23 protein-coding genes and 1 pseudogene are annotated in these 25114 nt (G+C 45.1%); 10 read left to right on the forward strand and 14 right to left on the reverse strand.

What is annotated here, in order from left to right:
* Positions 1-140 precede the first annotated feature (140 nt).
* On the reverse strand, positions 141-1877 hold the full coding sequence (locus R7M92_RS07025; protein ID WP_021035854.1) for a BCCT family transporter: 1737 nt from the start codon (positions 1875-1877) through the stop codon (positions 141-143).
* Between the two features lie 319 nt (positions 1878-2196).
* On the opposite strand from R7M92_RS07025, the gene R7M92_RS07030 reads away from it, so the two are divergent.
* From R7M92_RS07030 to R7M92_RS07055, 6 genes and pseudogenes are all read left to right on the forward strand, one after another.
* A complete protein-coding gene (locus R7M92_RS07030) occupies positions 2197-3384 on the forward strand; it encodes an aromatic ring-hydroxylating oxygenase subunit alpha (RefSeq protein ID WP_213972879.1) in 1188 nt (395 codons plus the stop codon).
* Between the two features lies 1 nt (position 3385).
* Complete coding sequence (locus tag R7M92_RS07035; RefSeq protein WP_318132996.1) at positions 3386-4822, forward strand: aldehyde dehydrogenase family protein; 1437 nt, start codon at positions 3386-3388, stop codon at positions 4820-4822.
* Between the two features lie 142 nt (positions 4823-4964).
* Positions 4965-5126: pseudogene (locus R7M92_RS07040) on the forward strand (rubredoxin); the annotation flags it as partial.
* Entirely contained in the window at positions 5115-6398 is a 1284-nt protein-coding gene (locus R7M92_RS07045) for an NAD(P)/FAD-dependent oxidoreductase (protein WP_318133120.1), read from the forward strand. The pseudogene R7M92_RS07040 and the gene R7M92_RS07045, both read left to right, overlap by 12 nt.
* 12 nt (positions 6399-6410) lie before the next feature.
* Entirely contained in the window at positions 6411-7727 is a 1317-nt protein-coding gene (locus R7M92_RS07050; protein WP_318132998.1) for an FAD-binding oxidoreductase, read from the forward strand.
* Positions 7724-8074 carry an ethanolamine utilization protein EutQ gene (locus R7M92_RS07055; protein ID WP_017635301.1) on the forward strand — a complete coding sequence of 117 codons (351 nt, stop codon included), beginning with the start codon at positions 7724-7726 and terminating at the stop codon, positions 8072-8074. Before R7M92_RS07050 ends, R7M92_RS07055 begins: the two co-directional genes overlap by 4 nt.
* 226 nt (positions 8075-8300) lie before the next feature.
* Here the strand turns inward: R7M92_RS07055 and azu are convergent, their stop codons facing one another.
* The 4 genes from azu to norR form a co-directional block, all read right to left on the reverse strand.
* Positions 8301-8753, reverse strand: a complete 453-nt coding sequence (gene azu / locus R7M92_RS07060; RefSeq protein WP_005375211.1) for an azurin — start codon at positions 8751-8753, stop codon at positions 8301-8303.
* A gap of 335 nt (positions 8754-9088) precedes the next feature.
* The gene (locus R7M92_RS07065) at positions 9089-9739 is read right to left on the reverse strand and encodes an HAD family hydrolase (protein ID WP_054578640.1); all 651 of its coding nucleotides are present in this window, start codon (positions 9737-9739) and stop codon (positions 9089-9091) included.
* Between the two features lie 256 nt (positions 9740-9995).
* On the reverse strand, positions 9996-10514 hold the full coding sequence (locus R7M92_RS07070) for a hypothetical protein (protein ID WP_054578641.1): 519 nt from the start codon (positions 10512-10514) through the stop codon (positions 9996-9998).
* A gap of 399 nt (positions 10515-10913) precedes the next feature.
* Positions 10914-12446, reverse strand: a complete 1533-nt coding sequence (norR, locus tag R7M92_RS07075) for a nitric oxide reductase transcriptional regulator NorR (protein WP_258634038.1) — start codon at positions 12444-12446, stop codon at positions 10914-10916.
* 190 nt (positions 12447-12636) lie between these two features.
* Between norR and norV the strand changes: the two genes are divergently transcribed.
* The 4 genes from norV to R7M92_RS07095 all read left to right on the forward strand — a co-directional run bounded on the left by norV (position 12637) and on the right by R7M92_RS07095 (position 16740).
* Entirely contained in the window at positions 12637-14139 is a 1503-nt protein-coding gene (gene norV / locus R7M92_RS07080) for an anaerobic nitric oxide reductase flavorubredoxin (protein WP_017821263.1), read from the forward strand.
* Positions 14140-14147: 8 nt separating this feature from the next.
* Entirely contained in the window at positions 14148-15296 is a 1149-nt protein-coding gene (gene norW / locus R7M92_RS07085) for an NADH:flavorubredoxin reductase NorW (protein WP_318133000.1), read from the forward strand.
* Positions 15297-15338: 42 nt separating this feature from the next.
* A complete protein-coding gene (locus R7M92_RS07090; RefSeq protein WP_005375231.1) occupies positions 15339-15677 on the forward strand; it encodes a DUF1971 domain-containing protein in 339 nt (112 codons plus the stop codon).
* A 184-nt stretch (positions 15678-15861) separates the two neighbouring features.
* Positions 15862-16740 carry an NAD(P)-dependent oxidoreductase gene (locus R7M92_RS07095; RefSeq protein ID WP_017821261.1) on the forward strand — a complete coding sequence of 293 codons (879 nt, stop codon included), beginning with the start codon at positions 15862-15864 and terminating at the stop codon, positions 16738-16740.
* A 195-nt stretch (positions 16741-16935) separates the two neighbouring features.
* Here the strand turns inward: R7M92_RS07095 and R7M92_RS07100 are convergent, their stop codons facing one another.
* The 9 genes from R7M92_RS07100 to R7M92_RS07140 all read right to left on the reverse strand — a co-directional run bounded on the left by R7M92_RS07100 (position 16936) and on the right by R7M92_RS07140 (position 25100).
* Complete coding sequence (locus tag R7M92_RS07100) at positions 16936-18375, reverse strand: catalase (protein ID WP_318133001.1); 1440 nt, start codon at positions 18373-18375, stop codon at positions 16936-16938.
* 292 nt (positions 18376-18667) lie between these two features.
* Entirely contained in the window at positions 18668-19285 is a 618-nt protein-coding gene (locus R7M92_RS07105) for a glutathione S-transferase (protein WP_318133003.1), read from the reverse strand.
* A gap of 14 nt (positions 19286-19299) precedes the next feature.
* The gene (locus R7M92_RS07110) at positions 19300-20334 is read right to left on the reverse strand and encodes an NADP-dependent oxidoreductase (protein ID WP_170893371.1); all 1035 of its coding nucleotides are present in this window, start codon (positions 20332-20334) and stop codon (positions 19300-19302) included.
* Between the two features lie 151 nt (positions 20335-20485).
* Positions 20486-21085 (reverse strand): TetR/AcrR family transcriptional regulator, encoded by a 600-nt coding sequence (locus tag R7M92_RS07115; protein WP_005385858.1) that lies wholly within the window; start codon positions 21083-21085, stop codon positions 20486-20488.
* A 50-nt stretch (positions 21086-21135) separates the two neighbouring features.
* On the reverse strand, positions 21136-21456 hold the full coding sequence (yqfB, locus tag R7M92_RS07120) for a N(4)-acetylcytidine aminohydrolase (RefSeq protein ID WP_005385855.1): 321 nt from the start codon (positions 21454-21456) through the stop codon (positions 21136-21138).
* Positions 21457-21524: 68 nt separating this feature from the next.
* Positions 21525-21920: a VanZ family protein gene (locus R7M92_RS07125; RefSeq protein ID WP_053350073.1), complete on the reverse strand. Its 396-nt coding sequence runs from the start codon at positions 21918-21920 to the stop codon at positions 21525-21527.
* A 2-nt stretch (positions 21921-21922) separates the two neighbouring features.
* Entirely contained in the window at positions 21923-23230 is a 1308-nt protein-coding gene (locus tag R7M92_RS07130) for an oligosaccharide flippase family protein (protein ID WP_021707644.1), read from the reverse strand.
* Positions 23231-23238: 8 nt separating this feature from the next.
* Positions 23239-24270, reverse strand: coding sequence for a glycosyltransferase family 4 protein (locus R7M92_RS07135; RefSeq protein WP_258477454.1), 1032 nt, complete (start codon positions 24268-24270; stop codon positions 23239-23241).
* A complete protein-coding gene (locus R7M92_RS07140) occupies positions 24267-25100 on the reverse strand; it encodes a putative capsular polysaccharide synthesis family protein (protein ID WP_318133005.1) in 834 nt (277 codons plus the stop codon). The genes R7M92_RS07135 and R7M92_RS07140 overlap by 4 nt, the downstream gene beginning before the upstream one ends.
* Positions 25101-25114: the final 14 nt, after the last annotated feature.

Raw genomic sequence — 25114 nt, forward strand, 5'->3', positions numbered from 1 at the left:
AGTTCTTTTAGTTGTTGATTTCATAACACTCTCCAATTTTGGGGGTGGAAAGTGTCAACCTTATTTAGGACGGCACATGGTCATGTTAAAAAGCGGGAATATCAGTTCCCGCTTTTTTAATTGATTGATGAAACGACGCACTAACTTAGTACTGGTCCCTGATTGAGTGTGGAATCATCTTTCAGCGAGGATCTTGAAGCGATAGGCTCGGAAGCCACAGTTTTGCTTTCAACAAGCGGTTCAACAGGACCATCAAGTTTCTCTTGTTCTGGGTGAACATGTTCAGGAAGCATTGCCCATGGCTTAGGTTCGCGTCGAATACTATGGAACAGCGTTAAGCTCATCACCGCGATAAAAATCGCGATAGGGAAACCGGCAATAATGGAGGCCGTTTGCATTGCTTTTAACCCTCCTGCATATAGAAGCACTCCCGCAATGGCAGCGATCATGATTCCCCACAATACGCGTATAGACGTAGGAGGCTCACTGTGTCCAGCGGCATCGAGGGTACATAGAACCAAGGTACCCGAGTCAGCGGAGGTAATGAAATAAGTACCGAGTAATAAACACGCAAGTACGCTAAGTAGTTTACCAAACATACCTGTATCTAGATTGTCGAATAGCGTAAACAAAGCGCGTGTCGTATCGGCTTTAGTCGCTTCAAGAATCGGGCCGCCAGAAAAATCCGCAGGTGGTGTTTGTTTGGCTTCTTGTGCCGCAGTGACTTGCTCTTGATGAGCAACACGAGCGTCTTGCTCTACCTTTAACGCTGCGCCACCAAATACTGAAATCCATAAAAACGTGATCAGCGTAGGTACGATGAGAGCACCACCGATAAGCTCACGTATTGTGCGCCCTTTAGAGATACGAGCTACAAACATGCCAACGAAAGGTGCCCAAGTCATCCACCAAGGCCAGTAATAAGCCGTCCACCAGTTTTGCCAGCCAGAGTCATTCTGTGCATCGCTCCATAAGCTCATACCGACAATGTTTTGTGCATAAAGCCCCGTGCTTTCAAGTAGCGTATTTAAGATATAGCGAGTTGGGCCAATATAAAGTACGACCAGCACGAGTGCGAGTGAAAGCAGCATGTTCCATTCTGATAAACGGCGAATACCTTTCCCTACACCAGATAGCACCGACGCAACCGCACAAGTACAAAGGGAAACGATAATAAAGAGTTGAATCCCCAAACTAATGTCTAGGCCAAAGGCTTGATTCAAACCAGAGTTTATTTGGATAACTCCCATCCCCAAGGTTTGAGAGATACCGAAAGCAGTCACCGCGACGGTTAGGATATCAACCGTGTGCCCGATAGGCCCATAAATACGATCGCCAATCAAAGGGTACAAGATAGAGCGTAGGGTAAAAGGCAGATCTTTACGGTAGGAAAAGTAGGCTAATGCGAGTGCAACAATAATAAAGACAGACCAAGGATGTAGACCCCAGTGAAAGAATGTCAGTTTCATTGATGTTGTTGCGGCTTCATTGGTCAGGCCTTGAGTAAATGGGTTGTCAGCGTAATGCCACATCGGTTCGGCGACCGACCAGAAAATTAAGCCTATCCCCATGCCTCCGGAAAAAAGCATGGATACCCAAGACAAATAACTAAACTCTGGTTTTTCGTCATCTTTACTCAAACGAATATGTCCATATCGACTAACCATAAGGTAAAGAAGAAAACCGACAACGAGTGAAACAAGTCCGATGTAAAACCACTTCATATTCTGCAGCAAAATGCCGGAAATCGTTTCGAAGTATTGGCCCGCTTGGTTGGCGAGAATGGCGCAGAAAAGTACAAAACCGATAACGACGATCTTTGATGCGATAGTCACAGTCGGATTGAGTCCTTTCAATATCCCAGATGTTGCTCTCATAGGCATCCCTCACAGTGCGTTTGTTTTAGCGTTATTGTTTGTTGCGTTATTGTTAATTTTTGAAAGAGAGTAGAGAGAGGGCTTTTGTGTTTCAACTGATTAATACTCATCGGTTAATGAGTATTAATCATGACAAGAAGATCATTGTTAATTAAAAGGTTATTTTTTTGTTCGAGATCAATGCATGAATGACAAAAACTCATCCAAGCCCGGCGAAAAAGTCGTTTGTTTGTTGCCGGGTTGTTAATCAAAATCATCTCCACTAACACAACACGATGTTGTACGCACTGGATGCAACTCGACTCTCGGAGATAAGAATATGAGCAATGTCAACCAAACCATTATTCCTGTTGAACTTGTTGATAATGTACTGAACCCAATCAGTGAAGCAACAGGAATGCCGAATCAGGCCTACACCAGCGAAGAGTATTTTACTTTTGAGCGTGATCAGGTGTTTGGTAACACTTGGGTATGTATTGGTTTTGCATCAGACCTGCTTAAAAATGGTTATGTGATGCCACTTGATTTCATGAATCTTCCACTACTCATGATGAGAAATCGCCAAGGTGAAGTCCAAGTTTTCCACAACGTATGTAGTCATCGTGGTATGAAGCTGGTTCATGAGGCAGGCGAAGTTCAAGGCATGATTCGCTGTCCTTACCATTCATGGACGTACGATCTTGACGGCAATCTAAAAGGCACACCACACATTGGTGGTATCGCAAAACATAAAGATGATCGATTTAAGTGTGAAAAGCACGGCCTTAAGCCACTTCGTTCAGCCATTTGGATGGACATGGTATTCGTCAACTTATCGGGCAATGCAGAAAGCTTTGAAGACCATATCGCGCCGCTAGAGCAACGTTGGCAGCAATTCTTAGGTGAAGAAGGATTAGGGCTTCTTCGCCGCGTGAACATGGGTGGCAACTTAGAGATAGAAGTGAAAAGTAACTGGAAGCTTGCCGTAGAAAACTACTGTGAAGCTTACCACTTACCTTGGGTGCATCCGAGTTTGAATAGTTATTCTCGCCTAGAGGATCACTACAACATCATGTTTGCAGAGCGTTTTGCTGGCCAAGGTAGTCTCGCATACAACCTCTCTGATACTGCAGGAACACACTTACCTAAATTTCCAAGCTGGCCAGAAGATAAACTGCGTCATGCAGAATACGTTGCACTCTTTCCAAACGTGTTGCTTGGTATTCAAGCCGATCATGCCTTTGCGATGATGATTGAACCAATCACTGCGAACAAGAGTGTTGAGCACCTACGTGTTTTCTATGTGGGTGATGAAGCAACGAAAGATGAGTTCGCTGCGTGCCGTACTGCTACGGTTGAGTCATGGCGAGTCGTATTCGGCGAAGATATTGGAGCGGTCGAGGGCATGCAGGAAGGTCGTTACTCACCTGGCTTTGGTGGTGGTGTGTTCTCACCAGAAATGGATGTTCCGACGCATTTCTTCCAAACCTGGTTGGCAAAGCAAGTGAAAGCGGCACTGGAGCAGTAAGATGATGCATTACCTTAATTATATTGATGGTGAGTGGTGCGATTCAGAGCAAGCGCTGACCGTCATGAACCCTGGCACAGCCGAAGCGTATGCGACGATTGCAGAAGCCACTATCATCGATGCCGACCGCGCAATGGCAGCGGCACGTCGAGTGGTCAAGCAAGGTCTTCTTTCGGACGTTCGTCCAGCCGTCAGAACCGAGTGGATGTTAAAAGCCGCCGCGGCTATTCGTGAAATGGTTGATGAAGGTGGGCTAGTTGCCTGCCGTGAAAATGGGAAATCTTTGCAAGATGCCAAAGATGAGTTTTTAGAATCGGCACGTTACTTCGAATACTACGCTGGCATGGCCGACAAGCTGGAAGGCTCGTCAATTCCGTTGGGTAAAGATTATGTCGATTTCACCCAATATGTGCCGTTTGGTGTGTCAGTGCAGATTGTGCCGTGGAATTTCCCAGTTTCTATTTGTGCACGCTCATTAGCTCCTGCATTAGCTGCTGGTAACGCAGTGGTGATCAAATCGCCAGAGATTTCCCCACTCGCTATGACGTTGTTGATTAAAGCGATTGAAAAAGCGGGCTTCCCAAAAGGCACGATTAACTTGCTATGTGGCAAAGGCTCAGTCGTTGGCAGTCATTTGGTGCAGCACCAAGAGGTCGATCAAATTGTCTTTACGGGTTCTGTTCCAACTGGCCAACGCATCCTGCAAGATTCAGCGCAACGCGCTACTCCATCGGTGATGGAGCTGGGTGGTAAATCGGCTGCTATCGCGCTGAAAGATGCGAGCCTCGAAACACTTTTGAAAAGCGTCCAGGTCGGTATTTTCTTTAACGCTGGTCAAGTGTGCTCGGCAATGTCTCGTTTGCTGATTCAAAAAGAGCGTTATGAAGAAGTAAAAGCGGCGGTAGTGGAAATGGCAAAAAGCCTAACTATTGGTCAAGGCGAAAGCCAGCCGGACATCACACCCTTGGTATCGGCTGATCAACAAGCGCGCGTGCTTGAAATGATAGAACAAGCAAAAGCCGACGGCGCGAATATCCTAACGGGTGGCTACGCACCTGATTTATCGGGTTACTTTGTGGCACCAACGGTGATTGAAGCCTCACCAGATATGCGTATTGCTCAAGAAGAAGTGTTTGGTCCTGTACTGGTAATTACGCAGTTTGAAACCGATCAAGAGGCTGTTGAAATCGCGAATGGCACCGATTTTGGCCTAGTCGCTGGTGTCTTTGGTGAAAGCCTAAACCAAACATTGCGTGTGGCACAGCAACTGCGTGGTGGACAAGTGTTCATCAATGAATGGTTTGCTGGTGGCATCGAAACACCATTTGGTGGCGTGGGCTTGTCCGGGTTTGGGCGAGAAAAAGGACAAGAAGCGATTTATAGCTACGTCCAGACACGCAATATTGCCATTCGTTTGCAGCAAGACAGCAACGTATAGCTACCGTGTAACTGTATTTTCATCACCTCGTACCGGCTTGGATTTCAGACCACAAGCTAGGGCGAGGTTGATGGAATCACAACAAATCTGACAGCGGTTTGTAAACACGGAAATTCTGAACAAGGTAGTTGGAGTATAAGTGATGAGAAAGTGGCTCTGTATTATTTGCGGCTTAATCTATGATGAAGCACAAGGTTGGCCATCCGATGGCATTGCACCAGGAACAGCATGGGAAGATGTACCGGATGACTGGTTATGTCCTGACTGTTTAGTGGGTAAGGCCGATTTTGAAATGATCGAAATTACCGACGATGCGCCACTAGAAGAGGTTGCAGCGGTGTCTTCGGTGTCGGTAGAAGCGTCTGTTCAGCCAAATACGGCTCAGCCTCTTCCATCTGAAGTTACTCAACCTGTATTCTCAAATGACCCTATCGTTATCATAGGTAGTGGCCACAGTGGTTACCAGTTGGCGGCGGCACTTAGAGCACAATCCGAGACGGTTGCTATCACCATCTTTACCGCTGATGATGGCGCTTTGTACAGCAAACCAGCATTGTCTAATGCACTGGTCATGAACAAAGACGGCGACGCGCTACAAAGTGAGAGCGCGTTGGAGTGGGAAAGCCGTCTCAATATCCGAGTTTACCCGCATACCCGTGTTGAACAGATCGATCGTGCCAATTCAACGTTACATACCTCCATCGGTAAATACGCCTACAGCCGCTTGGTACTGGCAACAGGTGCATCACCGATTGAAATCCCAATTGAGGGCGATCGCTCTTGGGTTATGAGTGTGAACGACTTAGTTGATTACCGCCGTTTCAGAGCGGAGCTGCAAGACAAAAAGCGCATCGCGATCCTAGGTGATGGCTTAATTGGCTGTGAGTTCGCGAATGACCTGATCGAAAGCGGTTATGAAGTGACAGTTATCGGGTTGGGTCAATGGCCAATGGAGCGTTTGATCCCGCAACAGTTGGGTGAATCATTACAAAGCGCACTTGCCGAACGAGGCGTGCAATGGGCTCTACAAGACAGTATCGCCAGAATCGAGCCAAGGTCCGAATCCAGTGCGGTTTTACATCTGAACAGTGGCAAGCAGATTGAAGCAGATCTAGTGCTGAGCGCGGTTGGACTCAAGCCAAATGTTTCTCTGGCTGAGCGCGCGGGGCTTGAAGTTGGCCGGGGCATTAAAGTGAATCAATTCGGCCAGACGAGTGATGAGAATATTTACTCGCTAGGTGACTGTGTTGAAACTGAGCAAGGTTGGCAGCCCTATATTGCACCGATTAATCAAATGATCCCTTCTGTAGCGAAAAGCTTGCTAGGCGATGTCGCCCCTATCTCGTTAACACCAACTCCAGTGATTGTAAAAACGCCGATTCTTCCACTCACGATTTTCCCGGTAGCCGCTGAAGAACAGGGACAATGGTACATCGAGACCCAAGCAGATGAATTGACCGCTGCGTTTTATTCACCAGAAGGAGCAATGCTCGGTTTTGCGTTGCTAGGAAGAAAAGTACAGTCATTACGCGGCCCTTGGCTAGATCAATTGTCATTGAAACTGTCAGCAGCGTAGCGGAGAAAAAAGATGATTCATTTACCCAATGATGACGTGACGTGTGGTTGGTACCATGCGTTGCCAAGTATTCCAGAAAAATCGGCGTTAAAAGGTAAACAAAGTGCTGACTATGCCGTGTTAGGTGCCGGTTTCGCAGGCCTAGCTATGGCAAGACGTTTAGCTGAACTTATGCCTAATGCACGAATTATACTGATTGATGCGCAACGTATCGGCCAAGGGGCTTCAGGAAGAAATTCGGGCTTTGTTATCGATTTGCCTCATAAGTTTTCACTTGAGCATCCCGACCCTGAGCACAAACAAAAGTTATTGTCGCTCAACCGTTCTGCGATTGCTCAGCTAAACACTTTAGTGTCGAAGCACAGTATTTCTTGTCAGTGGTCAGCAAAGGGCAAATATCAAGGAGCCGTAGGGGCGCGCGGTGAAGCGTATCTCGATCACTTTGAGCACCTAATGAAAGACCTTGGCGAACCATACTTCCATGTTAATGGCAGTGAGCTGGCGAAAGTCTTGGGAACCAACTACTACAGCCGCGCAATTTACACGCCAGGTGGTTATTTAATGCAACCTGCTGCTTTGGTGCGTGGGCTAGGGGAAAGCCTTCCAGAGAACGTCGAGGTGTTAGAGAACTCGCCAATCCGCAAGCTCAGTAAAGAAAACGGTTGCTGGGTATTACATGGAGATAGTGGCTCTGTTGAAACCCCTGAACTGCTGCTTGGGACCAGTATTTTTACTCGGGAGTTTGGTTATCTTAAAAACAGACTACTTCCAGTGATGACGTTTGCAAGCTGGACGCGTCCATTAACCGACGCAGAAATGCAACGATACGGAGGTGAGCTGAATTGGGGGTTAACTCCAGCTGATCATGCGGGAACGACGTTACGTATGACCGCCGATCGACGTATTTTGATCCGCAATACTTACAAACACGTGCCGAAATATGGCTTAAGCATGAACGATAAAGTCAGAGAACAAATTCGCGACGATCATCGTCAGGTCTTTCTGGCGCGTTATCCCGAGCTGGCCGACGTACCATTTACTCACACATGGGGTGGGGTGTATGCAATCTCTCGTAACTTTACTAACTTTTTCGGTCAATTAGATGAAGGTGTTTATGCCAGCGCTTGTGACAATGGTGTTGGTGCTGCGTGGGGAACCATTTCTGGAACACTGTTAGCTGACTATGTCGTTGGTGCGACATCTAAATCATTGGATGACATACAGCAAGTGACAGGAATGCCTTGTTTGAATCCGCCAGAGCCTTTTTTAGGTTTGGGAGTAAAAACGCGTATCCAATTAGCAAAATGGCAAAGCCGGAGTGAATTATGAAGCCAGTCAAACTTGTTGATAGTAAAAGTCTAGATTTCAATGTTCGTGGTGATACGCCGGGAATGGCGTATGTTGCCAGGGCGTTAAGCCCAGAAATTTCACCAAACATAGGCGTAGGCTTTGCTAAATGGGAAGGCGCTAAAGTGGCTTGGACAGTGCTTTATGATGAGGTTATTTTCGTGATTGAAGGCTGTTTCGAGCTGACCGCAAATGGTGAAACACATTTTGTGCACCCAGGTCAGATGCTGTGGATACCGGAAGGGACTGAATTGGTTTATGGTGGGCATGCTCTGTTCGGCTATGTGGTTCATCCAGGAAACTGGAAAGAGTTACATGGTATTGAATGACTTTTATCATTTAGTAGTGTTTCGGAAAGGCAAAACAAAAATCCGATTTTTACCCATGAGTTTTCGTAAAAGAACTTAATCTCAGTGGAGCAAGGGTTTCTTACTTGCTATGTTTCTTGGTCACGTTTCCAGACGTGTTAGACCTTTCTCAATTGCTATTTTATCTATCAAAAAGGGAAGCCTTGGCTTCCCTATAATGAGTCTTCTTTTGGCTTGGCTGAATCTTTTATTTTAGCTCAAATTTACCCTGCATGATTGCCCAGTGACCCGGGAACGAACAGAAGAATGAATAGTCACCGCCGGCTTTCATTTTCTCAGTACTGAACGTAATGCTGGTGCTTTCACCGCCACCAATTACTTTTGTGTGAGCGTAGACGCGATCATCATTTGGTTTTACGTAGTTATTTTCTGCTCCAGCTGCCATGCCATCAGTACCGACTGCTTGTAGGTTGGCTGTGTCAGAGATGACCACGTTGTGACCCATCGATTGCGCTGGCATCTTACCTGTGTGATTCAGCGTTAGTTTTACCTCTTTACAAGTGGCTGGTACGCTCAATGTTTTAGTAGAAAACTGCATCATATCGTTAGCATCTAATGACACTTCACACTCGGCACTGGCTTGGGCACCAAAGCTCATTCCTACTAATGCGAAGGTTGTTGCTAATAAACGTAAAGACATATAACACTCTCCATTTTGTATTTTAGGCTGACTTGGATTGATCTTATCCAATAGTTCTCATTATCAGCCAATTTTCACTCCAAAAACGTGCTTCAATCGGTATATTGACGTTTTGTTGCAAGCTTGTACTGGTCAGTTCCGCTATTTGATCACTCAAATGCCTTATTTCATGCGATTGCGTGAGTTAAATCAAAAGTCGTGATTAGCCAGAGTTAAGGTGAAAATAATCTCTCTAAACGGGTGGCAGAATTGTTTGGTTTTACGGTATTGGAGAGGTTTCAAGAAAGAAGCTCAGCTAAATTGCTGAGCTTCTAGAGAACAGACGACAAGTAGACCTAGCGAGTTTGCTTTAACGTGTGCAACACATCATGCAGTGAAGGTGCGACGGTATGGCCTAATTGTTTTATTTCGTTGCAAGGCTCAACCAAATCAGGAATTTGATAAGTGATCATGTTCGCTGCTACAGCAGCACGCACGCCATTATTTGAATCTTCAAAGGCGAGACATTTGGTTGGATCTACGCTTAGACGACTTGCTGCAAGCAGGTAGATCTCTGGCTCAGGTTTGCCGTGTGACACTTCACAGCCTGTCGTTAAGTTGTCGAAATACTTGCTTAGGCCCGCTAATTCCAACTTCTTCTGTGCCACTTCTTTTGCTGTAGAAGTGGCGACTGCAATTGGCAACCCTTGGCTTTTCAACCACTCAAGCAGCTCAATCACCCCTTCTTTTACTGGTATCGCTTGGTGCTTAACCACAGCGTCGTAACGGTCGCGCCACTCTTGGTGTAAGCGGTCAAGATCATCCCCATAAGCTTTACGAAAAATCACTTCAATGCCCGCTGCATTGCGACCAATGATTGAAAGATAAACATCTTTATAGAAGGGTAGGTTCTGGGCTTCACATGCTTCTTGGAAAATATGCATACAGACGCGCTCAGTATCAAGGAGCAAACCATCCATATCAAAAATAGCAGCTTGGTAGTTCATTACATTAAGACTTTTTGGTTGGGATGGCGCATTTTGACACAAGCAGATCGGTTTTTCTTCTAAAAATTAGAACTTGATTTTGATCCTATGAGTTCACATTGCCTTTGAACACACTATACACAGAGTCTATAAACTAGGTGTGAAATATAATGTTTTTAAAATTAGAAAAATTTCAGTTAAATAGATAAAACTCTATCTTAATATAAGCTAGAGTTTTATTAATATCCTATTGTTATTTTAACTATTGAATGATTTATTAATAATAAAATAATACCAAGTCACGATTGTTTACGACTGCATGAGTGTACCAGCTCTTGACTTCAGATATTTGTTGCTCTGATAAGCCTCCGAAGTCAACGTTATCTTGGTGAATATCTTGATTTTTTATCATAAAAACAACAGGGAAATCGTCAGGGAATGGGAATTTTATAGGATAATCGGTATTAGTGAATGGAATATCGCAGAAATCGTTTACATCGCAAGGATACCAAGAGTTATTGGATAAGTAATAACCAGTTATCTTACATATAGCTTCAAGCAAGTAAGCATAGGCGTAACCCAAGTGACTGTATTTTATCTCTTCAGACAACATTTGCATAAGAAGCTCTTCAGCTCGGATGCTTTCGCCACTACTTTCCAGCATTTCATTAATCGCCTTAAAGGAGTCTTGACACCTTTCCATGATGGCTTTTTCTAGCTCTGGATTACGCTCATTCTTTAGTACGTTAAAAACCTTTTCAGTATCTAATGAATATACTGTCGCCCCATATCCCATATTTTATTCTCCTCACTTTTATACAGTTAAATTCATTTAAGTGTTTTTTATCGAAGGGATTATATTTTGATGTTTTTTGAAGGTAAAGTGTATATATAGAGGTTGTATTTATTATGATGAACTTTGAAAGTTTAAATTCTTAAAATAAATACTATATATTTAGTTTTATTAGATCTAGCTCATAAAAATACCTTAACTATTATTGTGTTTATTGTTAAGGGTTATTAAATCTGTGAGGTGGTTCAAGACAATAAAATTTAGAAGAAAATACCGTCAAACTTAGGTGGCTATTCTATCTGAGCACTCAGCCCACTACTTATGGTGGGCTGAGTGCGCGGTTGGGCATCAGGCACATTATTTGGCGATGAATATGCCATATTAGGTGATATTCGTTAGTGTCTATTTTATCCCTAGGCGTTTTGCTAAGCGGTGTAAATTACCGTTATCTAATTCAAGCTGACGTGCCGTTGCTGCCCAGTTACCTTGGTTCTCTTCCAGAACTCGAACAATCATCGCTTTTTGGAAGGCGTCTGTGGCAGGCTTTAATCCGCCTTCTGGTAGCTCAAGCCGAGATTTTTGTTCCGTTTTTTCAACGTTCTTGATGTTCTGATTCGGCGTTCGAATATCAAAATCTTGCTCAACTAACTCAATGTCCATGGCGTGGGTACGCGCTTTTGCCAAAACACCAGCACGTTTAATGACATGTTCTAGCTCTCGCACGTTGCCCGGCCATGAATAGTCTTTGAGTGCTTGTACTAAAGTGGGGGACAAACGAATGCTGTTCAATCCCAATTTGCTTCTTAAGCGTTCGGCAAAAAAGCCTGCGAGTAACACCACATCGTCTTCACGTTCACGAAGAGGTGGAACATGAAGCGGGAAGACGCTTAGGCGGTGATATAAGTCGGCTCGGAAGCGCCCAGCAGTCACTTCTTCATGCAATATACGGTTAGTTGCGGCGACAATGCGTGTGTTGACTCGAATATGGCGGTCATCACCCACACGTTGAATGTCGCCGTATTGTAGGGCTCGAAGTAACTTAGCTTGCAGTTCTAACGACAGTTCGCCGACTTCATCCAAAAACAGTGTGCCGCCGTCGGCTTGTTCGAACTTACCTTTACGATTGCTGATCGCGCCTGTGAATGCGCCTTTGATATGGCCGAACAACTCGCTTTCCGCGACTGATTCTGGCAGCGCCGCACAGTTGAGGTAAACCAAAGTATTGTTCGAGCGGCTAGAGCGATGGTGAATAGCGCTCGCAACCAACTCTTTACCCACGCCCGTTTCTCCCATGACCAATACAGACAACTCCGTATCGGCGACTGCATCAATCTGCTCTTGAAGATTTTGCATGCCCTGAGAGTTGCCAATGATTTCATTACTTAAGGTGCGTTTCTCGGCGTAAGAGTCGCGTGGCAGGCTCGCTTGTGTCTCTAGCTGTTCTAGTAGGAGTGCAGTGTGCAAGCCACCTGCTGCCAATGCGCTGACAAAACGTAACTCTTGGTTGCGTAGCCCATCAAATTGGTTGGGGTCGAAGGCGTCAATCGTAATGGCACCAATCAGTTGATCGTCGATCAGCAGAGGTAAACCAATGCAGGAATGGACATGCAGTTTGTCATCGTGGTTAGGGATCAAACCATCGTATGGATCAGGTAAGTCGCTGTCAGAGGGAAAGCGCACGATATCGCCTGCTCGGGCAATGGCTTCTAATCTTGGGTGCTGCTCAATGGAGAAACGGCGTCCAAGCACTTCTTTCGCCAATCCATTGATCGCTAAAGGTTTAAAGTGCTGGTCTTCATACAAAAGAAGGGCAGAAGAGTCACACTTCAATACGTCTCGAATCGTGGTTAACAACGTATCGAAGCGAGCCTGTTGAGTGAGGGCCGAGTTAAGGTCTTGCGTGATGTGTAGCCATTGCGCGATTAAAGAAGTCATAGCCAATACCGATTGTGTCAATATGACTATTGTAGTGTCTAAATGACAATTTTCAACTGTGTCTCAATGACAGTCATTAAAGTTGGTTTTCAATTAAGCTATTGAAATATATAGCAATTAGAAGTTGGCACGCCCAGTGCAATACAAGAAGAAATTATTTTTGTTTATCCCGTCATTCAAGGTAGTAATTATGACAATTCACGTAAAAAACAACATCCACTGGGTAGGTCAACGCGATTGGGAAGTTCAAGACTTCCACGGTACAGAATACAAAATGACAAAAGGTACCAGCTACAACAGTTATCTAATTCGTGAAGAGAAAACCGTATTGATTGATACGGTCGATCATCGATTCAGTCAACAATTCATCCAAAATTTAGAGATGGAAATCGACCTTAAGTCTATCGACTTTATCGTGGTAAACCATGCAGAAGAAGATCACTCAGGTGCATTGTCGGCATTGATGGAGAAAATTCCGAACACACCAATTTACTGTACAGAAGCGGCGATTGATTCGATTGTGGGTCATCACCACCATCCTGAGTGGAACTTCAAAACCGTAAAAACGGGCGACAGTATCGATATTGGTAACGGTAAGCAATTAGTCTTCGTGGAAGCACCGATGCTGCATTGGCCAGACAGCATGATGACTTACCTAACGGGCGATGCAGTGTTATTCAGCAATGACGCATTTGGTCAGCACTATTGCGATGAACGTCTGTTCAATGATGAAGTGGATCAAAATGAGTTGATGGAACAGTGTTTGCGTTACTACTCAAATATCTTAACGCCATTCAGCAGCTTGGTAACCGCAAAAATCAAAGAAGTGCTGAGCTTCAATTTGCCTGTCGACATGATCGCCACGTCACACGGTATTGTATGGCGCGATAATCCGGTTCAAATCATCGAGCAATACTTAGCATGGGCAGACAATTATCAAGAAGATCGCATTACGATTTTCTACGATTCAATGTCAAACAACACTCGAATGATGGCCGATGCAATCGCGCAAGGCATTCACGATGTCGATCCTGGTGTGGCGGTCAAAGTCTTTAATGTCTCTAAGCATGATAAGAATGAAATTCTCGCCAACGTATTCCGCTCAAAAGGCATCTTGGTTGGTTCTTCTACCATGAATAACGTCATGATGCCGAAGATCGCAGGCATGCTAGAAGAAATTACCGGTCTGCGCTTTAAAGCGAAGAAAGCCGCTGCATTCGGTAGTTACGGTTGGAATGGTGGCGCGGTGGATCGTATCCATGCTCGATTGACCGACGCAGGCTTTGAAACCGCAGTGAGTTTGAAAACCAAATGGCGACCAGATGGTAAAGCGATGCGTGAATGTCGCGAACATGGTCAAAACATCGCGAAATTATGGGCAAAGCATGACCTGACAAGTCCTGTTATTTCTCCGGCAATTGCTGCGTCTGCACCACAAGTTCAATCACAACCTGCTGCGCCAGCTACAACACAGGCGGTAGTAGATACTGCTCCTAGCAACCCTAGTACCGAGGCGCATCCTGCAGGTTGTCAATGCATGGTTTGTACGGTTTGTAATTGGGTATACGACCCAGCTAAAGGCGAGCCTAACCAAGGTGTTGAACCGGGTACAGCTTGGTCGGAAGTGCCAGATTACTTCTTGTGCCCAGAATGCCATTTAGGTAAAGACGTTTTCGTTGAATACAACGGTTAGGAGGGAATATGCAAGCACCTATTGTGATTATTGGTAGCGGCTTTGCGGCTTACCAATTGGTGAAAACAGTGCGTCGAATGGACGCACATATTCCGCTGCAAGTGTTTACTGCTGATGATGGCGCGGAATACAACAAGCCTGATTTGAGTCATGTATTCAGTAACAAGCAAACTGCCCGAGACTTGGTAGTTAAAAGTGGTGAGGCGTTTGCACAGGAACACAACATCGAACTGTTCGCCCATACCAAGGTTGAGCATGTCGACGTGCAAGCTCAGCAAGTGGTCGCCAACGGCCAAACCTATCCTTATTCCAAACTGGTGTTTGCGACAGGCGCGAAAGCCTTTGTGCCGCCAATATCTGGTGGTGCAGCACCTGAGGTGATAACGCTGAACTCGCTGCAAGAATATCAATTAGCGGAAGAGCAAATTAGCCGCGCGGAACGAATTCTAGTAATGGGTGGTGGTTTGATCGGCGTCGAGATCGCCATGGATCTCGCAACCAGTGGTAAAGCCGTTACGGTGGTTGAGCCAAATCCCCGTTTGCTCGCTAACTTGATTCCTGAATTTGTTGCATTGCCGCTGGAGAATCAACTTAAGCAGCAAGGTATTCAACTTGCCTTAGAGACTGGAGTTGTCGCGATCAATCACTCGGATGATTCGCTGGTGGCAAGCTTGAGCAAAGGTAAGGACATCGAAGCCGATGTAGTGATTTCAGCTGCGGGTTTACGTGCTAACACTTGGTTAGCGAAGGCTTGTGGGTTGAGTGTCAATAAAGGCATCGAGGTGGATGCTCGATTACAGACATCAGCAGCCAATGTGTTCGCATTAGGCGATTGTGCTGAGATCCAAGGTCGAATGATGCCGTACCTCCAACCGATCGTGCTAAGTGCCAATGCTTTGGGCAAACAACTACTGGGGCAAGAAGCAGAGTTGAAACTACCGCCCATGATGGTAAAGGTCAAAACGCCGAGCTACCCAATTCAATTGGCAGGCGATTTTAGTTCGGTGACGAACTGGAGCGTGCAGATTTCTCAAACTGGCATTGCCGCGAAAGCAGAGGATGAAAATAGCCGACTCATGGGCTTCGTCGTGACGGGAGAACAAGTTACGCAAGCATTTCCATTGCTTCGAGAGTTGTCTCAAGCCGGTCAGGCTTAACCGATTTAAACGAAAAGAATTGTAATTAGAGAGGGTATTATTATGTCGCATCTACGAATTCCTAAAGACTGGACTGTTCAACGTTCAACGCCTTTCTTCACTAAAGACAATGTGCCACCAGCGCTACTGACTCATCACAATACCGCTGAGGGTGTGTTTGGGCAGCTGTGCGTCATGGAAGGGCAAGTGACTTACTACGGCTTTGCTGATGAAAATGCCACAGAAGCAGAAGTAGTGGTGGTGATTAATGCAGGCCAGTTTGCTACAAGTCCACCGCAGTACTGGCACCGCATTGAGATGAGCGATGATGCTCAGTTCAACATCAATTTCTGGTCGAACAAGGACAAGAGTGGGCAAGCGATGTTCCACGCTAAGCAGTAGTGAACCTTTGTAAGTGCTTTGACTGTTACGCTAATCGTCAAGTAAAGGGGGGTAGAAGGCGCAATAAACGGACTGCAATGCAGGATCATCGAGACCGAGGAAAGAGAAATCACGAGTAATGATTTCAATTCTTTAGTAGCATGTTACGAAACATTTCAGTCAGGTGAACTAAGGGAAGCGTGCAATGGAAAAACAACGAGTAGCATTTATTGGTCTGGGTGTGATGGGATACCCAATGGCTGGTTACCTAAGTAAAGCGGGCTTTGAAACCAAAGTATACAACCGCACAAAAGCGAAAGCCGACAAATGGGCTGAAGAATACCAAGGCGTAGCTTGTGAAACACCACGTGAAGCGGCAGAAGGCTGTGACATCGTTTTTACCTGTGTGGGTAATGATGATGACGTTCGTAGCGTTGTTTACGGTGAAGAGGGCATTCTGGTCGGTTTGAAAGCGGACGCAGTGCTAGTCGATCACACGACCACTTCTGCAGACCTAGCGGTTGAGCTGGCTGAAGCTTGTGTTAAGTACGGTAATCACTTTATTGATGCGCCAGTTTCTGGTGGTCAAGCGGGCGCAGAAAATGGTGTTCTAACCATCATGTGTGGTGGTGAACAAAGCATTTTTGACCGTGTGTCTCCGGCGATGGATGTGTACGCGAAGCAGATGACGCTACTGGGTGAAAACGGTCAGGGTCAACGCTGTAAGATGGTAAACCAAATCTGTATTGGAGGCGTTTTACAAGGTCTGAGTGAAGCTTTGTTGCTAGCACAAAAATCAGGCTTGGACATTGCTCAAGTTGTAGAAACACTTAAGCATGGCGCTGCAGGTTCTTGGCAGATGGAAAACCGCGCAAATACGATGGCTGAAGACAAGTTCGATTTTGGCTTCGCTATTGATTGGATGCGCAAAGACTTAGGTTTCTGTCTGCAAGAAGCTGAGCGAGTGGGTCTAGAACTTCCACTGACTAAGAAAGTGGATGAGCAATACGCAGACCTTCAACGTGATGGTTTAGGTCGCATGGATACATCAGTACTGATCAAAGCGGTAGCTAAAAATCAGTAGTTGATGAATCAGTAATAGATAAACAGTTCTTTGGTATCAAAGAGCTTAAAGAAATCTAAGTTAATCATAATGAATCTCCTTGAGCATTGGTTGTGGCTAGTGATTAAGGATTAGTGATTTGAAATCAGGAGGTGCTGTTGGGCACCTCCTTTTTTATGTCTTTTAATCACACAGCGTGACGATCACAGCGTTCGCTTACTTGTTTAAGCCTAGTGCAATCTCAAGACCTTTGCCGTACGCTTCGTCCGCTTGGTATGCGTGTTGAACGTGGCGCTGTTGGATGAACTCTGGTACACCGTCCATTGCGCGAGCTGTGTTGTCGAACAGAGTTTGACGTTGCTCTTCACTCATCAGACGGAATAGGTCACCCGCTTGGCTGAAGTAGTCTTCGTCTACACGGTGATCGTAGTGATCAGCGTTGCCGTTGATGCGTAGAGGTGGCTCAGAGTAATCTGGTTGCTCTGCCCATTCTTGTTTGTAGTTTGGCTCGTAACCTAGTGTTGAACCAAAGTTGCCATCAACGCGCATTGCGCCATCGCGGTGGTAGCTGTGAACAGGGCAACGAGGTGCGTTCACTGGGATTTGATGGTGGTTCACACCTAGACGGTAACGCTGAGCATCGCCGTAAGCGAACAGACGACCTTGTAGCATTTTATCTGGAGAGAAGCCGATACCAGGTACGACTGCTGCTGGGTTGAACGCTGATTGCTCAACTTCTGCGTAGAAGTTTTCTGGGTTACGGTTCAGTTCGAACTCACCAACTGGGATCAGTGGGTAATCTTTTTGAGACCATACACGTGTTAGGTCGAATGGGTTGAAGTTGACTTCATCCGCTTCTAGCTCAGGCATGACCTGTACGTACATCTTCCATTTAGGGAAGTCTTGGCGCTCAATCGCTTCGTAAAGGTCACGGTGATGGCTTTCGCGGTCTTTACCTACGATCGCTTCTGCTTCTTGGTCAGTCAGGTTCTTGATGCCTTGCTGAGTTTTGAAGTGGAATTTCACCCAGTAACGCTCGTTTTCTGCGTTGATGAAGCTGAATGTGTGGCTACCAAAACCATGCATATGACGGTAAGAAGCTGGGATACCACGGTCACTCATTACGATAGTCACTTGGTGGAATGCTTCTGGTAGTGATGTCCAGAAATCCCAGTTGTTGGTAGAGCTACGCATGTTAGTGCGAGGGTCGCGTTTTACTGCGTGGTTTAGGTCTGGGAATTTTAGTGGGTCACGTAGGAAGAATACTGGTGTGTTGTTACCAACCAAGTCCCAGTTACCTTCTTCAGTATAGAATTTTAGTGCGAAACCACGGATGTCACGTTCTGCGTCTGCTGCACCGCGCTCACCAGCTACAGTAGTGAAGCGAGCGAATAGTTCTGTTTTTTTGCCGATGTCAGAGAAGATCTTAGCGCGAGTGTATTTTGTGATGTCGTGCGTTACTGTGAACGTACCGTAAGCACCAGAACCTTTTGCGTGCATACGACGCTCAGGGATCACTTCGCGGTCAAAGTGTGCCAATTTTTCAAGGAACCAAACGTCTTGTAATAGTTGAGGGCCACGAGGACCTGCAGTCATAACGTTTTGGTTATGTGCGACAGGGCAGCCTGCTGCTGTAGTCAATTTCTTGTTTGTCATTTTTCTTCCCCCTCCAGGGTTCAATACCTTAGAAACTGTAGAGGAGGTTATTACGGAAAAGCTGGGGGAGAAAACTGATATTGCTTATCAATTCAATAGATGGTGACTATGGTCGAAACTATATTAGAATCAGAAATTTACTACATTAGCTTGATTGACATAACAATCGGCGTTCTCGAAAGCGATTGACTGGGGGGGGAGCGCTATCCAGTTAACGTGTCTGCGATGCTAGTAATATCGCCCCTTAAATGAAGTTTTACGTGTCATCAAAGGGGCGAAAGGGGGGAAGTAATTAAGAGTACTTCACTTCAAGTTGTTCAGCTTTTGCAAATGCTGGGTGTGTCGCGAGCTGTTTCCCATAACGTTCAGTATTAGGGAAGTGATTAACTAAACCAAACTTTTGAACCAATTCGACAATGAAAGACATCATGATGTCAGCGCCAGTCAGACGCTCTTCTACTAGGTAAGTTTTGCCTTCTAAGGATTGCTCGAAGTAGCCTAGTACATTCATTGCTTCCTTGTCGGCATAGCCTGATAAAAACTGAGTTTCATTTGGCTCTTTGCTTACGAAGATTTTTAGCAGCATAGGTAAAATTGCAGAGCTTTCTGCAAAGTGCATCCATTGCAAATATTCTGTGTGTGCTTTTGTACCACGCTCAGGAGCAAAGGCTCCGTCACTGTATTTCTCAATCAAATATTCGGTCATTGCACCTGACTCAATGATAATCTCGCCGTTATCTTCAAGAACAGGTGACTTTCCTAATGGGTGAACACTTTTTAGTTCTGGCGGTGCCATGAAGGTCACGGAATCACGGACATAGGGTACAATCTCGTAATTTACATCTAGCTCTTCAAGTAACCAAATGATGCGCTTTGAACGAGACTGATTGAGGTGGTGAAGTTTAATCATTTACATATCCCTTTTTATAATGGGTCGTTAATCTGTACTACAAGCTTGCCGAAATTCTTACCTTCCAACAGACCGATGAATGCTTCTGGCGCATTATCCAGTCCTTGTACTAGATGTTCGCGGTATTGGATCTTTCCTTCTGCCAACCATTGATTAATATCTTGCGCAAATTCACCGTAACGATGTCCGTAATCATCAAAAATGATGAAGCCTTGCACCTTGATTCGTTTGGTCAGGAGCTTACCCATTAGTAATGGAAGATGGTCGGTACCTTCAGGCAGCTCTGTCGCGTTGTACTGAGAAATCAAACCACAAAGTGGGATACGCGCATTTGTATTCAGAAGTGGCATTACAGCCTCGAATACTTTGCCACCTACGTTTTCGAAGTAAACATCGATACCTTTGTCACAGGCATTTTTCAGTTGTTCTGCAAAGTCTTCAGCTTTGTGATCAATACACTCATCGAAACCAAGCACCTCTTTAGCGTAACGGCACTTTTCTTCTCCGCCTGCTATACCAACAACTCGGCAACCTTTGATTTTACCAATTTGACCAACTGTTGCGCCTACAGGCCCCGTAGCAGCTGCTACCACGATGGTTTCCCCTGGTTTTGGCTGACCAATGTCGAGTAAACCCATGTACGCGGTAAATCCTGGCATACCTGCAACGCCTAGCGCGTAAGAAGGATTTTTCGGTTCTTTACCAAGTTTAATGACCATCTCACCAGTTGAGATAGCGTAGTCTTGCCAGCCAACAGTGTAGGCAAGAACCCATTCACCTGCTTCGTAATCTGGGTGGTTTGATGCTTCTACCTGACAAACTGTACCACCGACCATTACGTCATCAATTGCAACAGGGTCAGCGTATGATTCAGCATCACTCATGCGACCACGCATGTATGGATCTAGAGATAAATAAACCGTTCTCAATAGCATTTCACCCTCTTTCGGAGTCGGTTTCGTTACCTCTTCTAAACGAAAGTTTTCTTGTGTCGGTGCACCATGGGGACGTGACGCGAGTACTATTCTGCGATTTGTTGCGTTAGTCATATCTATCTCACTTGTTGATTAGACCGGTCGTCTAGTGTTTGTTTCAAAATATCCCGCTTATGTAAAGCGGGAAGGTTTACTGTGTTAACACTGACGCTTTTTCTGACAGTGAAACGTGTGTAGGGTGTTCATTCTGCTTCCACGCCGCCCGTTATGGGCAAGTGCGCGTATTCTGCAGTAAGTGTTGAGTATAGGTCAGACTTTGCGTCAATGCTGCCTGATCTTGATAAAGTTTGTTCAGCAAGCTAGCGCCATTCCAAAGGTAGTATATCTGCCTTGCTAATAACGCACTGTCACCATTGGGGATTGAGCCATCTTGAATGCCGATGTCAATGCAATCCGCTATCGCTTGAATGGTTTTGTCTGCTCCTTGGCGTAATGCCAAGCGCATTGACTCAGAGAGATCGGAGACTTCTGCACTTAACTTAACCAATAAACATTTGTTCGCATTACACACGTCGTCTTCTACTTTGACCATTTCTTCGAAATAGCTCATTAGGCGTTGGTAGCCACTCAGTTCAGTATTGGTAAAGCGTGCGTTTAAACGCTCAAAATACTTAGTAAAGTAGTCTTGAATCATCGCTTCACCAAATTGTTCTTTGGACTTGAAGTAATGATAAAACGAGCCTTTTGGCACTGCGGCCTTTTTTAATAGCTCTGAAAGACCAACACTCGTGAACCCTCGGTTTACGATCAACTCGTATCCGACGTCGAGAATATGTTGGCGTGTGTCATTCGTCTTTGCGTTCATGGAGTGTACTATAGAATGAATTAGACCAGTCGTCTAGTGTTTGTTGTGGGTTATTTAATCAGCTCATACTCAATAACAAAGAGCGTGTCGGTATTTGGGTAGATTTCTCGAATTAACTGCTTGAGTTTTGGTAGTTCGATGGCTTCTTGTTCTGCATGAAACTCATTAATATCTTCAAAGTGAAGTGGTTCTACAGAACGTATCTTGATATCGCAGACTTTACGATCCGTTTCTAAGGTAAAAACTTCGACTTCTGTATTGGGAACGTAATGGCTTTCTGATTCATCTCGAATCGTTATCGTCTTTTTGCCTGACGTGATCAACGGGGTTAAGAATTCAAAAAAAGTAATCTTGGTTGGATGAGATGGCATGATGTACTCGTTAGTCTGGTTGTTTGGCGTAATTATATACCCAAATCCCCCCAGAGATTCCTGTATTACTAGAACGATCGAGTGCGGATGAAGCGAATTAACTTGGCACTAAAGTAACCTGAGATAACGCCTATCCAGTTGGTGCTGAGATCATCAAAACTAAATGATCGATTTGGAATAAAAAGTTGGCTTATTTCTTCCATTGAAACGATAGCCAACAGCAGTAGCAAAAGACGAATCCCAAAAACGTCGGTTTTATTCGAGCTCACCAGAGAAGGGAACGTGAAGACCGATAAAAAGCCGATCAATAAACTGAAAGTAAAGTGAAGCGTACTCGATCCGCCTAAGTAGGTTTCCATTTGCAGGTAAGCAGTATGGTGTAAGTCAGAGCTTTTCCACAAAGAGAGTGAAGCGGTTAGCATCAGGACTAAAACAAAACTCGTGCGTGCCAGTATTAAAGCCATAATTAACCTATTGGAAAGAAGCCTAAGTAACGTTTTACAAAGTACAGTGCAGCTAAATTCTGGATAGCCATGCCAATTGCCATTGCCCACGCTGCACCAATCACCCCAAACATTTGGCAAAGCGTAACAAGTAGGCAGATGGACACCGTACCGGAGGAAATTGTAATGTATTTCATGGTTCTCTCATGACCACTCATTAATAATAAAAAACCTACTGAACCAGTCGCAACATTGACTAACTGCCCCAGAGAAAGGACGACTAATAGTGGCGCCGCGGCGAGAAACTCCTCACCAAAAAACTGCATTACAAACTCGGGGAAGAGGGTGCAAATAATTACGGGTACAATCGCTAAACCAACATTAGCTCGGCACGCCAAGCGGCTCAGGTTCTGCAGTTTGCGCATTTGACGCTCTTTGTAGAGAGACGCAAACATCGGGGCGACCACAAAGTTAATGGTAATCAGCACGAAGCCAATCAGTAGTGATGTACGTTGGGCTGCGGCTAACAAACCGAGTTCCGCTGTTGAGATAAAAAAGCCCGTAATAACAAGGCTTCCCCATTGAAGAACATTCGTGAAGATACTGCCAACCCAGACTTGCTTGGCAGAAGAGACCATTTTTTTGTTTGGTACGAAAGCCGATGTTTGATATTGATCTGAGCCAAGCCAATTGGCACTAGATATGACCGCGACACCTATGCTCGCTAAAAGCAGTGCGGTCATTAGATTGTTGATATTTTGCTGACCGATATAGTCTAGGGCAAAGACAAAAATGACCATCAACATGCTTACCCCAAGCTGCAACGCAAACAGAGATGATACAACTTTTCTACATGCTTGAAGCACCCGACTGTTGGTTTGCGCAAGCACCAAGAAAGGTATGCAAAGCAAGCATAAAGTAATCGCATACATTGGTGATTGAGTCTGGTTTAGCTGTTCTGGAAACAGATTAAACCCTGCCAACAAAACGCCTATGGCGAGCAAGCAAAATGCCATACTTCGATAAAGTGCGGTTTTATAGTTTTGGCTTTGTTCAAGCTTCTCTTTGTTATTAAAAGCGATCGCATTGTAACGAACTAACGAGACATCAAAACCTAGCTGAGAAACGATAGCGAGTAGCGAGACTAGGTTGAATAAAAAGAAAAATTGACCGGCCGTCGAAGCGTCACTGGTCTTCGATACAATCAGAGTCAGTAAAAAAGCAAATAGCGCACTCAACACACGCGTGATTGCGGTTTTTAATCCGGTAGATAACAAGCTTTTTTTACCGCTGGGCATCAACAGTAATTTTTGTTGAACAGTGTGAAACATAGGAGCATTTAACCGTATAGTTTATTGAGTGCTAGGCGCTGTTTTTCTTCACTGAAGGCATCGTTTAATTCTGCTGTATATTGGCGAAAATCGATCTCTTCATAATAATTGACACAATGCGCGATCTGCTTGGCCATTTCTTCAGGTGTGAGCGCTAAAAACGGGTAGTTGAGATCTTTGGTTGCGCCGATGGTCCGAATAACCATAGGAAGATGTAACTTGGATGCTTCTAGAATGGTTAACGGCATCCCTTCCCATGCTGCAGTGTGTAGATAAAGGTCTGAACCCTTGAGCTTTTCAACTACCTCATCGCGAGGCAGCATACCCGTTACATCCACATTTTCAGTACGTAATTTCTGTTCGAGTACTTGGTCACCGCCACCTATCCATGTGATCTCTATCGGGCGGTTAAGCGCATACCGATTAAGGAACTGCAATGTGCTGATAAGAAACTGAGGATCTTTTTGGGGCGCGACACGACCAAGTACAACGAGCTTCAGCGCTTCTTGCTTGTTTCGCTCTATACGATCTTCACTTTGATAAGACACGTAGTTGTTGAGCAGTTCGGCACGTTTCGCACCAATGCTAATGGCTAGGTCACACTCTCGTTGGCTACAGCCTGCAACCACATCAATTTTGCTCAGTTTTACTTTCTCTAGTGCTTTATAGATCTGGCGTGCAAGCTCTGAGATATCTTCACGTTCGAAGGCATAACAGTGCGGTGTGTAAACCAAGCGTGCCTTGCCAAGCTTTAGAAATCGGCCGAGAAATCCTGCTTTACTCGAGTGCAAATGCACGACGTCGGGACCAAGTGATGCAATCATGTGGTTTGCATCGCGAATAAATTGAAGCAAGCCGCCTTCTACCCACTTTGTCTGTACGAAAATGTGGTGGTTGTTCTCATTGGTCAAGTCGTTTTCTCGGGCTCTGGCTAGCAAGAAATGCTGATAAGGCTCGTCTCTGGATGAGTGAACATAACTATAGAGAGCAGTTTGAACGCCACCTCCAAATGCTTCTGTAACATGGAGCACTTTCTTCATGATGATTTTGTCCCTGGTGTTTGCATCCATTTGTGTTTAAAAGCATCACGCTCTTGCTCTGAATAAACGTGGCGATACAAGGGAAGATCGTACATATAGAACAGTTTTGAGAAGTCGTAGTGATTCTTAAAGTGTTGGTGGATATTGGAGTACCACTTGTTTTTCGCTTCGTTGCTGTTTTTCAGCACGAAGTCTTGCAACTCAAGAAACTCACCGATTTCTTTATCAAGAGAACTGAGCTGTTCGCACTTGATTAGCATGACGTTGGCCTGATCGTTCTGGAATATGAAGAAAGGTTGAGTGTTGTCCAGCTCTTGGCGCATCACATCGATATTGAAATTACGCTTTAACTCGTTGTCGAACCAGTCCGCAAAATAGTTGAGATTGATATAGTTATCAAAGCAATGCTCGAGGTGCTGATACGTGACTTCCATATCTCGGTGAATTGCATCATTCTTTTTGCCTTCGATAAATTGCAAATGGAGGTCTTGAAAGAAGCGAGAAAAGACAGTTGCGATTGGATCGCGGACCAGCGTAACGATTTTAATCTGCTCGCGTTTTTGTAAGATACGTTTTCGCTGCTTGAGCACTAAGCGATAGAGTGCGCGGTTTCGGAAGTCGAAGAATTTACTCACGTCTTTTTTATTGTGATACATGTGAAATTCTTCGTGATCATCAAAGGTGTGGATGTGATAGCTCGGGATATTTTTCTCCCCTAGCGTGTGCTCAATTGATGAGGAGCCAACTTTGCCCATTTGGTAAACTAAAACAAAATTATCAGCTTGGAGTTCTCGGTTCTTTTCAAATTGTCGAGAGATTGAATACTTCATCTATCCTATCCTTG

It is taken from the genome of Vibrio sp. Vb2880 (genome assembly GCF_033337975.1).
GTDB classification, from domain to species: domain Bacteria; phylum Pseudomonadota; class Gammaproteobacteria; order Enterobacterales; family Vibrionaceae; genus Vibrio; species Vibrio alginolyticus.

What these genes read in the sequence shown, in the direction of transcription:
- R7M92_RS07110 (WP_170893371.1), bottom strand. Translation starts at nt 20,334, where the DNA reads ATGACTAACGCAACAAATCGCAGAATAGTACTCGCGTCACGTCCCCAT.
- R7M92_RS07045 (WP_318133120.1), top strand. Translation starts at nt 5,115, where the DNA reads ATGATCGAAATTACCGACGATGCGCCACTAGAAGAGGTTGCAGCGGTG.
- R7M92_RS07105 (WP_318133003.1), bottom strand. Translation starts at nt 19,285, where the DNA reads ATGATTAAACTTCACCACCTCAATCAGTCTCGTTCAAAGCGCATCATT.
- R7M92_RS07050 (WP_318132998.1), top strand. Translation starts at nt 6,411, where the DNA reads ATGATTCATTTACCCAATGATGACGTGACGTGTGGTTGGTACCATGCG.
- R7M92_RS07070 (WP_054578641.1), bottom strand. Translation starts at nt 10,514, where the DNA reads ATGGGATATGGGGCGACAGTATATTCATTAGATACTGAAAAGGTTTTT.
- R7M92_RS07035 (WP_318132996.1), top strand. Translation starts at nt 3,386, where the DNA reads ATGATGCATTACCTTAATTATATTGATGGTGAGTGGTGCGATTCAGAG.
- R7M92_RS07100 (WP_318133001.1), bottom strand. Translation starts at nt 18,375, where the DNA reads ATGACAAACAAGAAATTGACTACAGCAGCAGGCTGCCCTGTCGCACAT.
- R7M92_RS07055 (WP_017635301.1), top strand. Translation starts at nt 7,724, where the DNA reads ATGAAGCCAGTCAAACTTGTTGATAGTAAAAGTCTAGATTTCAATGTT.
- R7M92_RS07090 (WP_005375231.1), top strand. Translation starts at nt 15,339, where the DNA reads ATGTCGCATCTACGAATTCCTAAAGACTGGACTGTTCAACGTTCAACG.
- R7M92_RS07030 (WP_213972879.1), top strand. Translation starts at nt 2,197, where the DNA reads ATGAGCAATGTCAACCAAACCATTATTCCTGTTGAACTTGTTGATAAT.
- norW (WP_318133000.1), top strand. Translation starts at nt 14,148, where the DNA reads ATGCAAGCACCTATTGTGATTATTGGTAGCGGCTTTGCGGCTTACCAA.
- R7M92_RS07125 (WP_053350073.1), bottom strand. Translation starts at nt 21,920, where the DNA reads ATGGCTTTAATACTGGCACGCACGAGTTTTGTTTTAGTCCTGATGCTA.
- azu (WP_005375211.1), bottom strand. Translation starts at nt 8,753, where the DNA reads ATGTCTTTACGTTTATTAGCAACAACCTTCGCATTAGTAGGAATGAGC.
- R7M92_RS07065 (WP_054578640.1), bottom strand. Translation starts at nt 9,739, where the DNA reads ATGAACTACCAAGCTGCTATTTTTGATATGGATGGTTTGCTCCTTGAT.
- R7M92_RS07135 (WP_258477454.1), bottom strand. Translation starts at nt 24,270, where the DNA reads ATGAAGAAAGTGCTCCATGTTACAGAAGCATTTGGAGGTGGCGTTCAA.
- norR (WP_258634038.1), bottom strand. Translation starts at nt 12,446, where the DNA reads ATGACTTCTTTAATCGCGCAATGGCTACACATCACGCAAGACCTTAAC.
- R7M92_RS07025 (WP_021035854.1), bottom strand. Translation starts at nt 1,877, where the DNA reads ATGAGAGCAACATCTGGGATATTGAAAGGACTCAATCCGACTGTGACT.
- R7M92_RS07115 (WP_005385858.1), bottom strand. Translation starts at nt 21,085, where the DNA reads ATGAACGCAAAGACGAATGACACACGCCAACATATTCTCGACGTCGGA.
- R7M92_RS07130 (WP_021707644.1), bottom strand. Translation starts at nt 23,230, where the DNA reads ATGTTTCACACTGTTCAACAAAAATTACTGTTGATGCCCAGCGGTAAA.
- R7M92_RS07140 (WP_318133005.1), bottom strand. Translation starts at nt 25,100, where the DNA reads ATGAAGTATTCAATCTCTCGACAATTTGAAAAGAACCGAGAACTCCAA.
- norV (WP_017821263.1), top strand. Translation starts at nt 12,637, where the DNA reads ATGACAATTCACGTAAAAAACAACATCCACTGGGTAGGTCAACGCGAT.
- R7M92_RS07095 (WP_017821261.1), top strand. Translation starts at nt 15,862, where the DNA reads ATGGAAAAACAACGAGTAGCATTTATTGGTCTGGGTGTGATGGGATAC.
- yqfB (WP_005385855.1), bottom strand. Translation starts at nt 21,456, where the DNA reads ATGCCATCTCATCCAACCAAGATTACTTTTTTTGAATTCTTAACCCCG.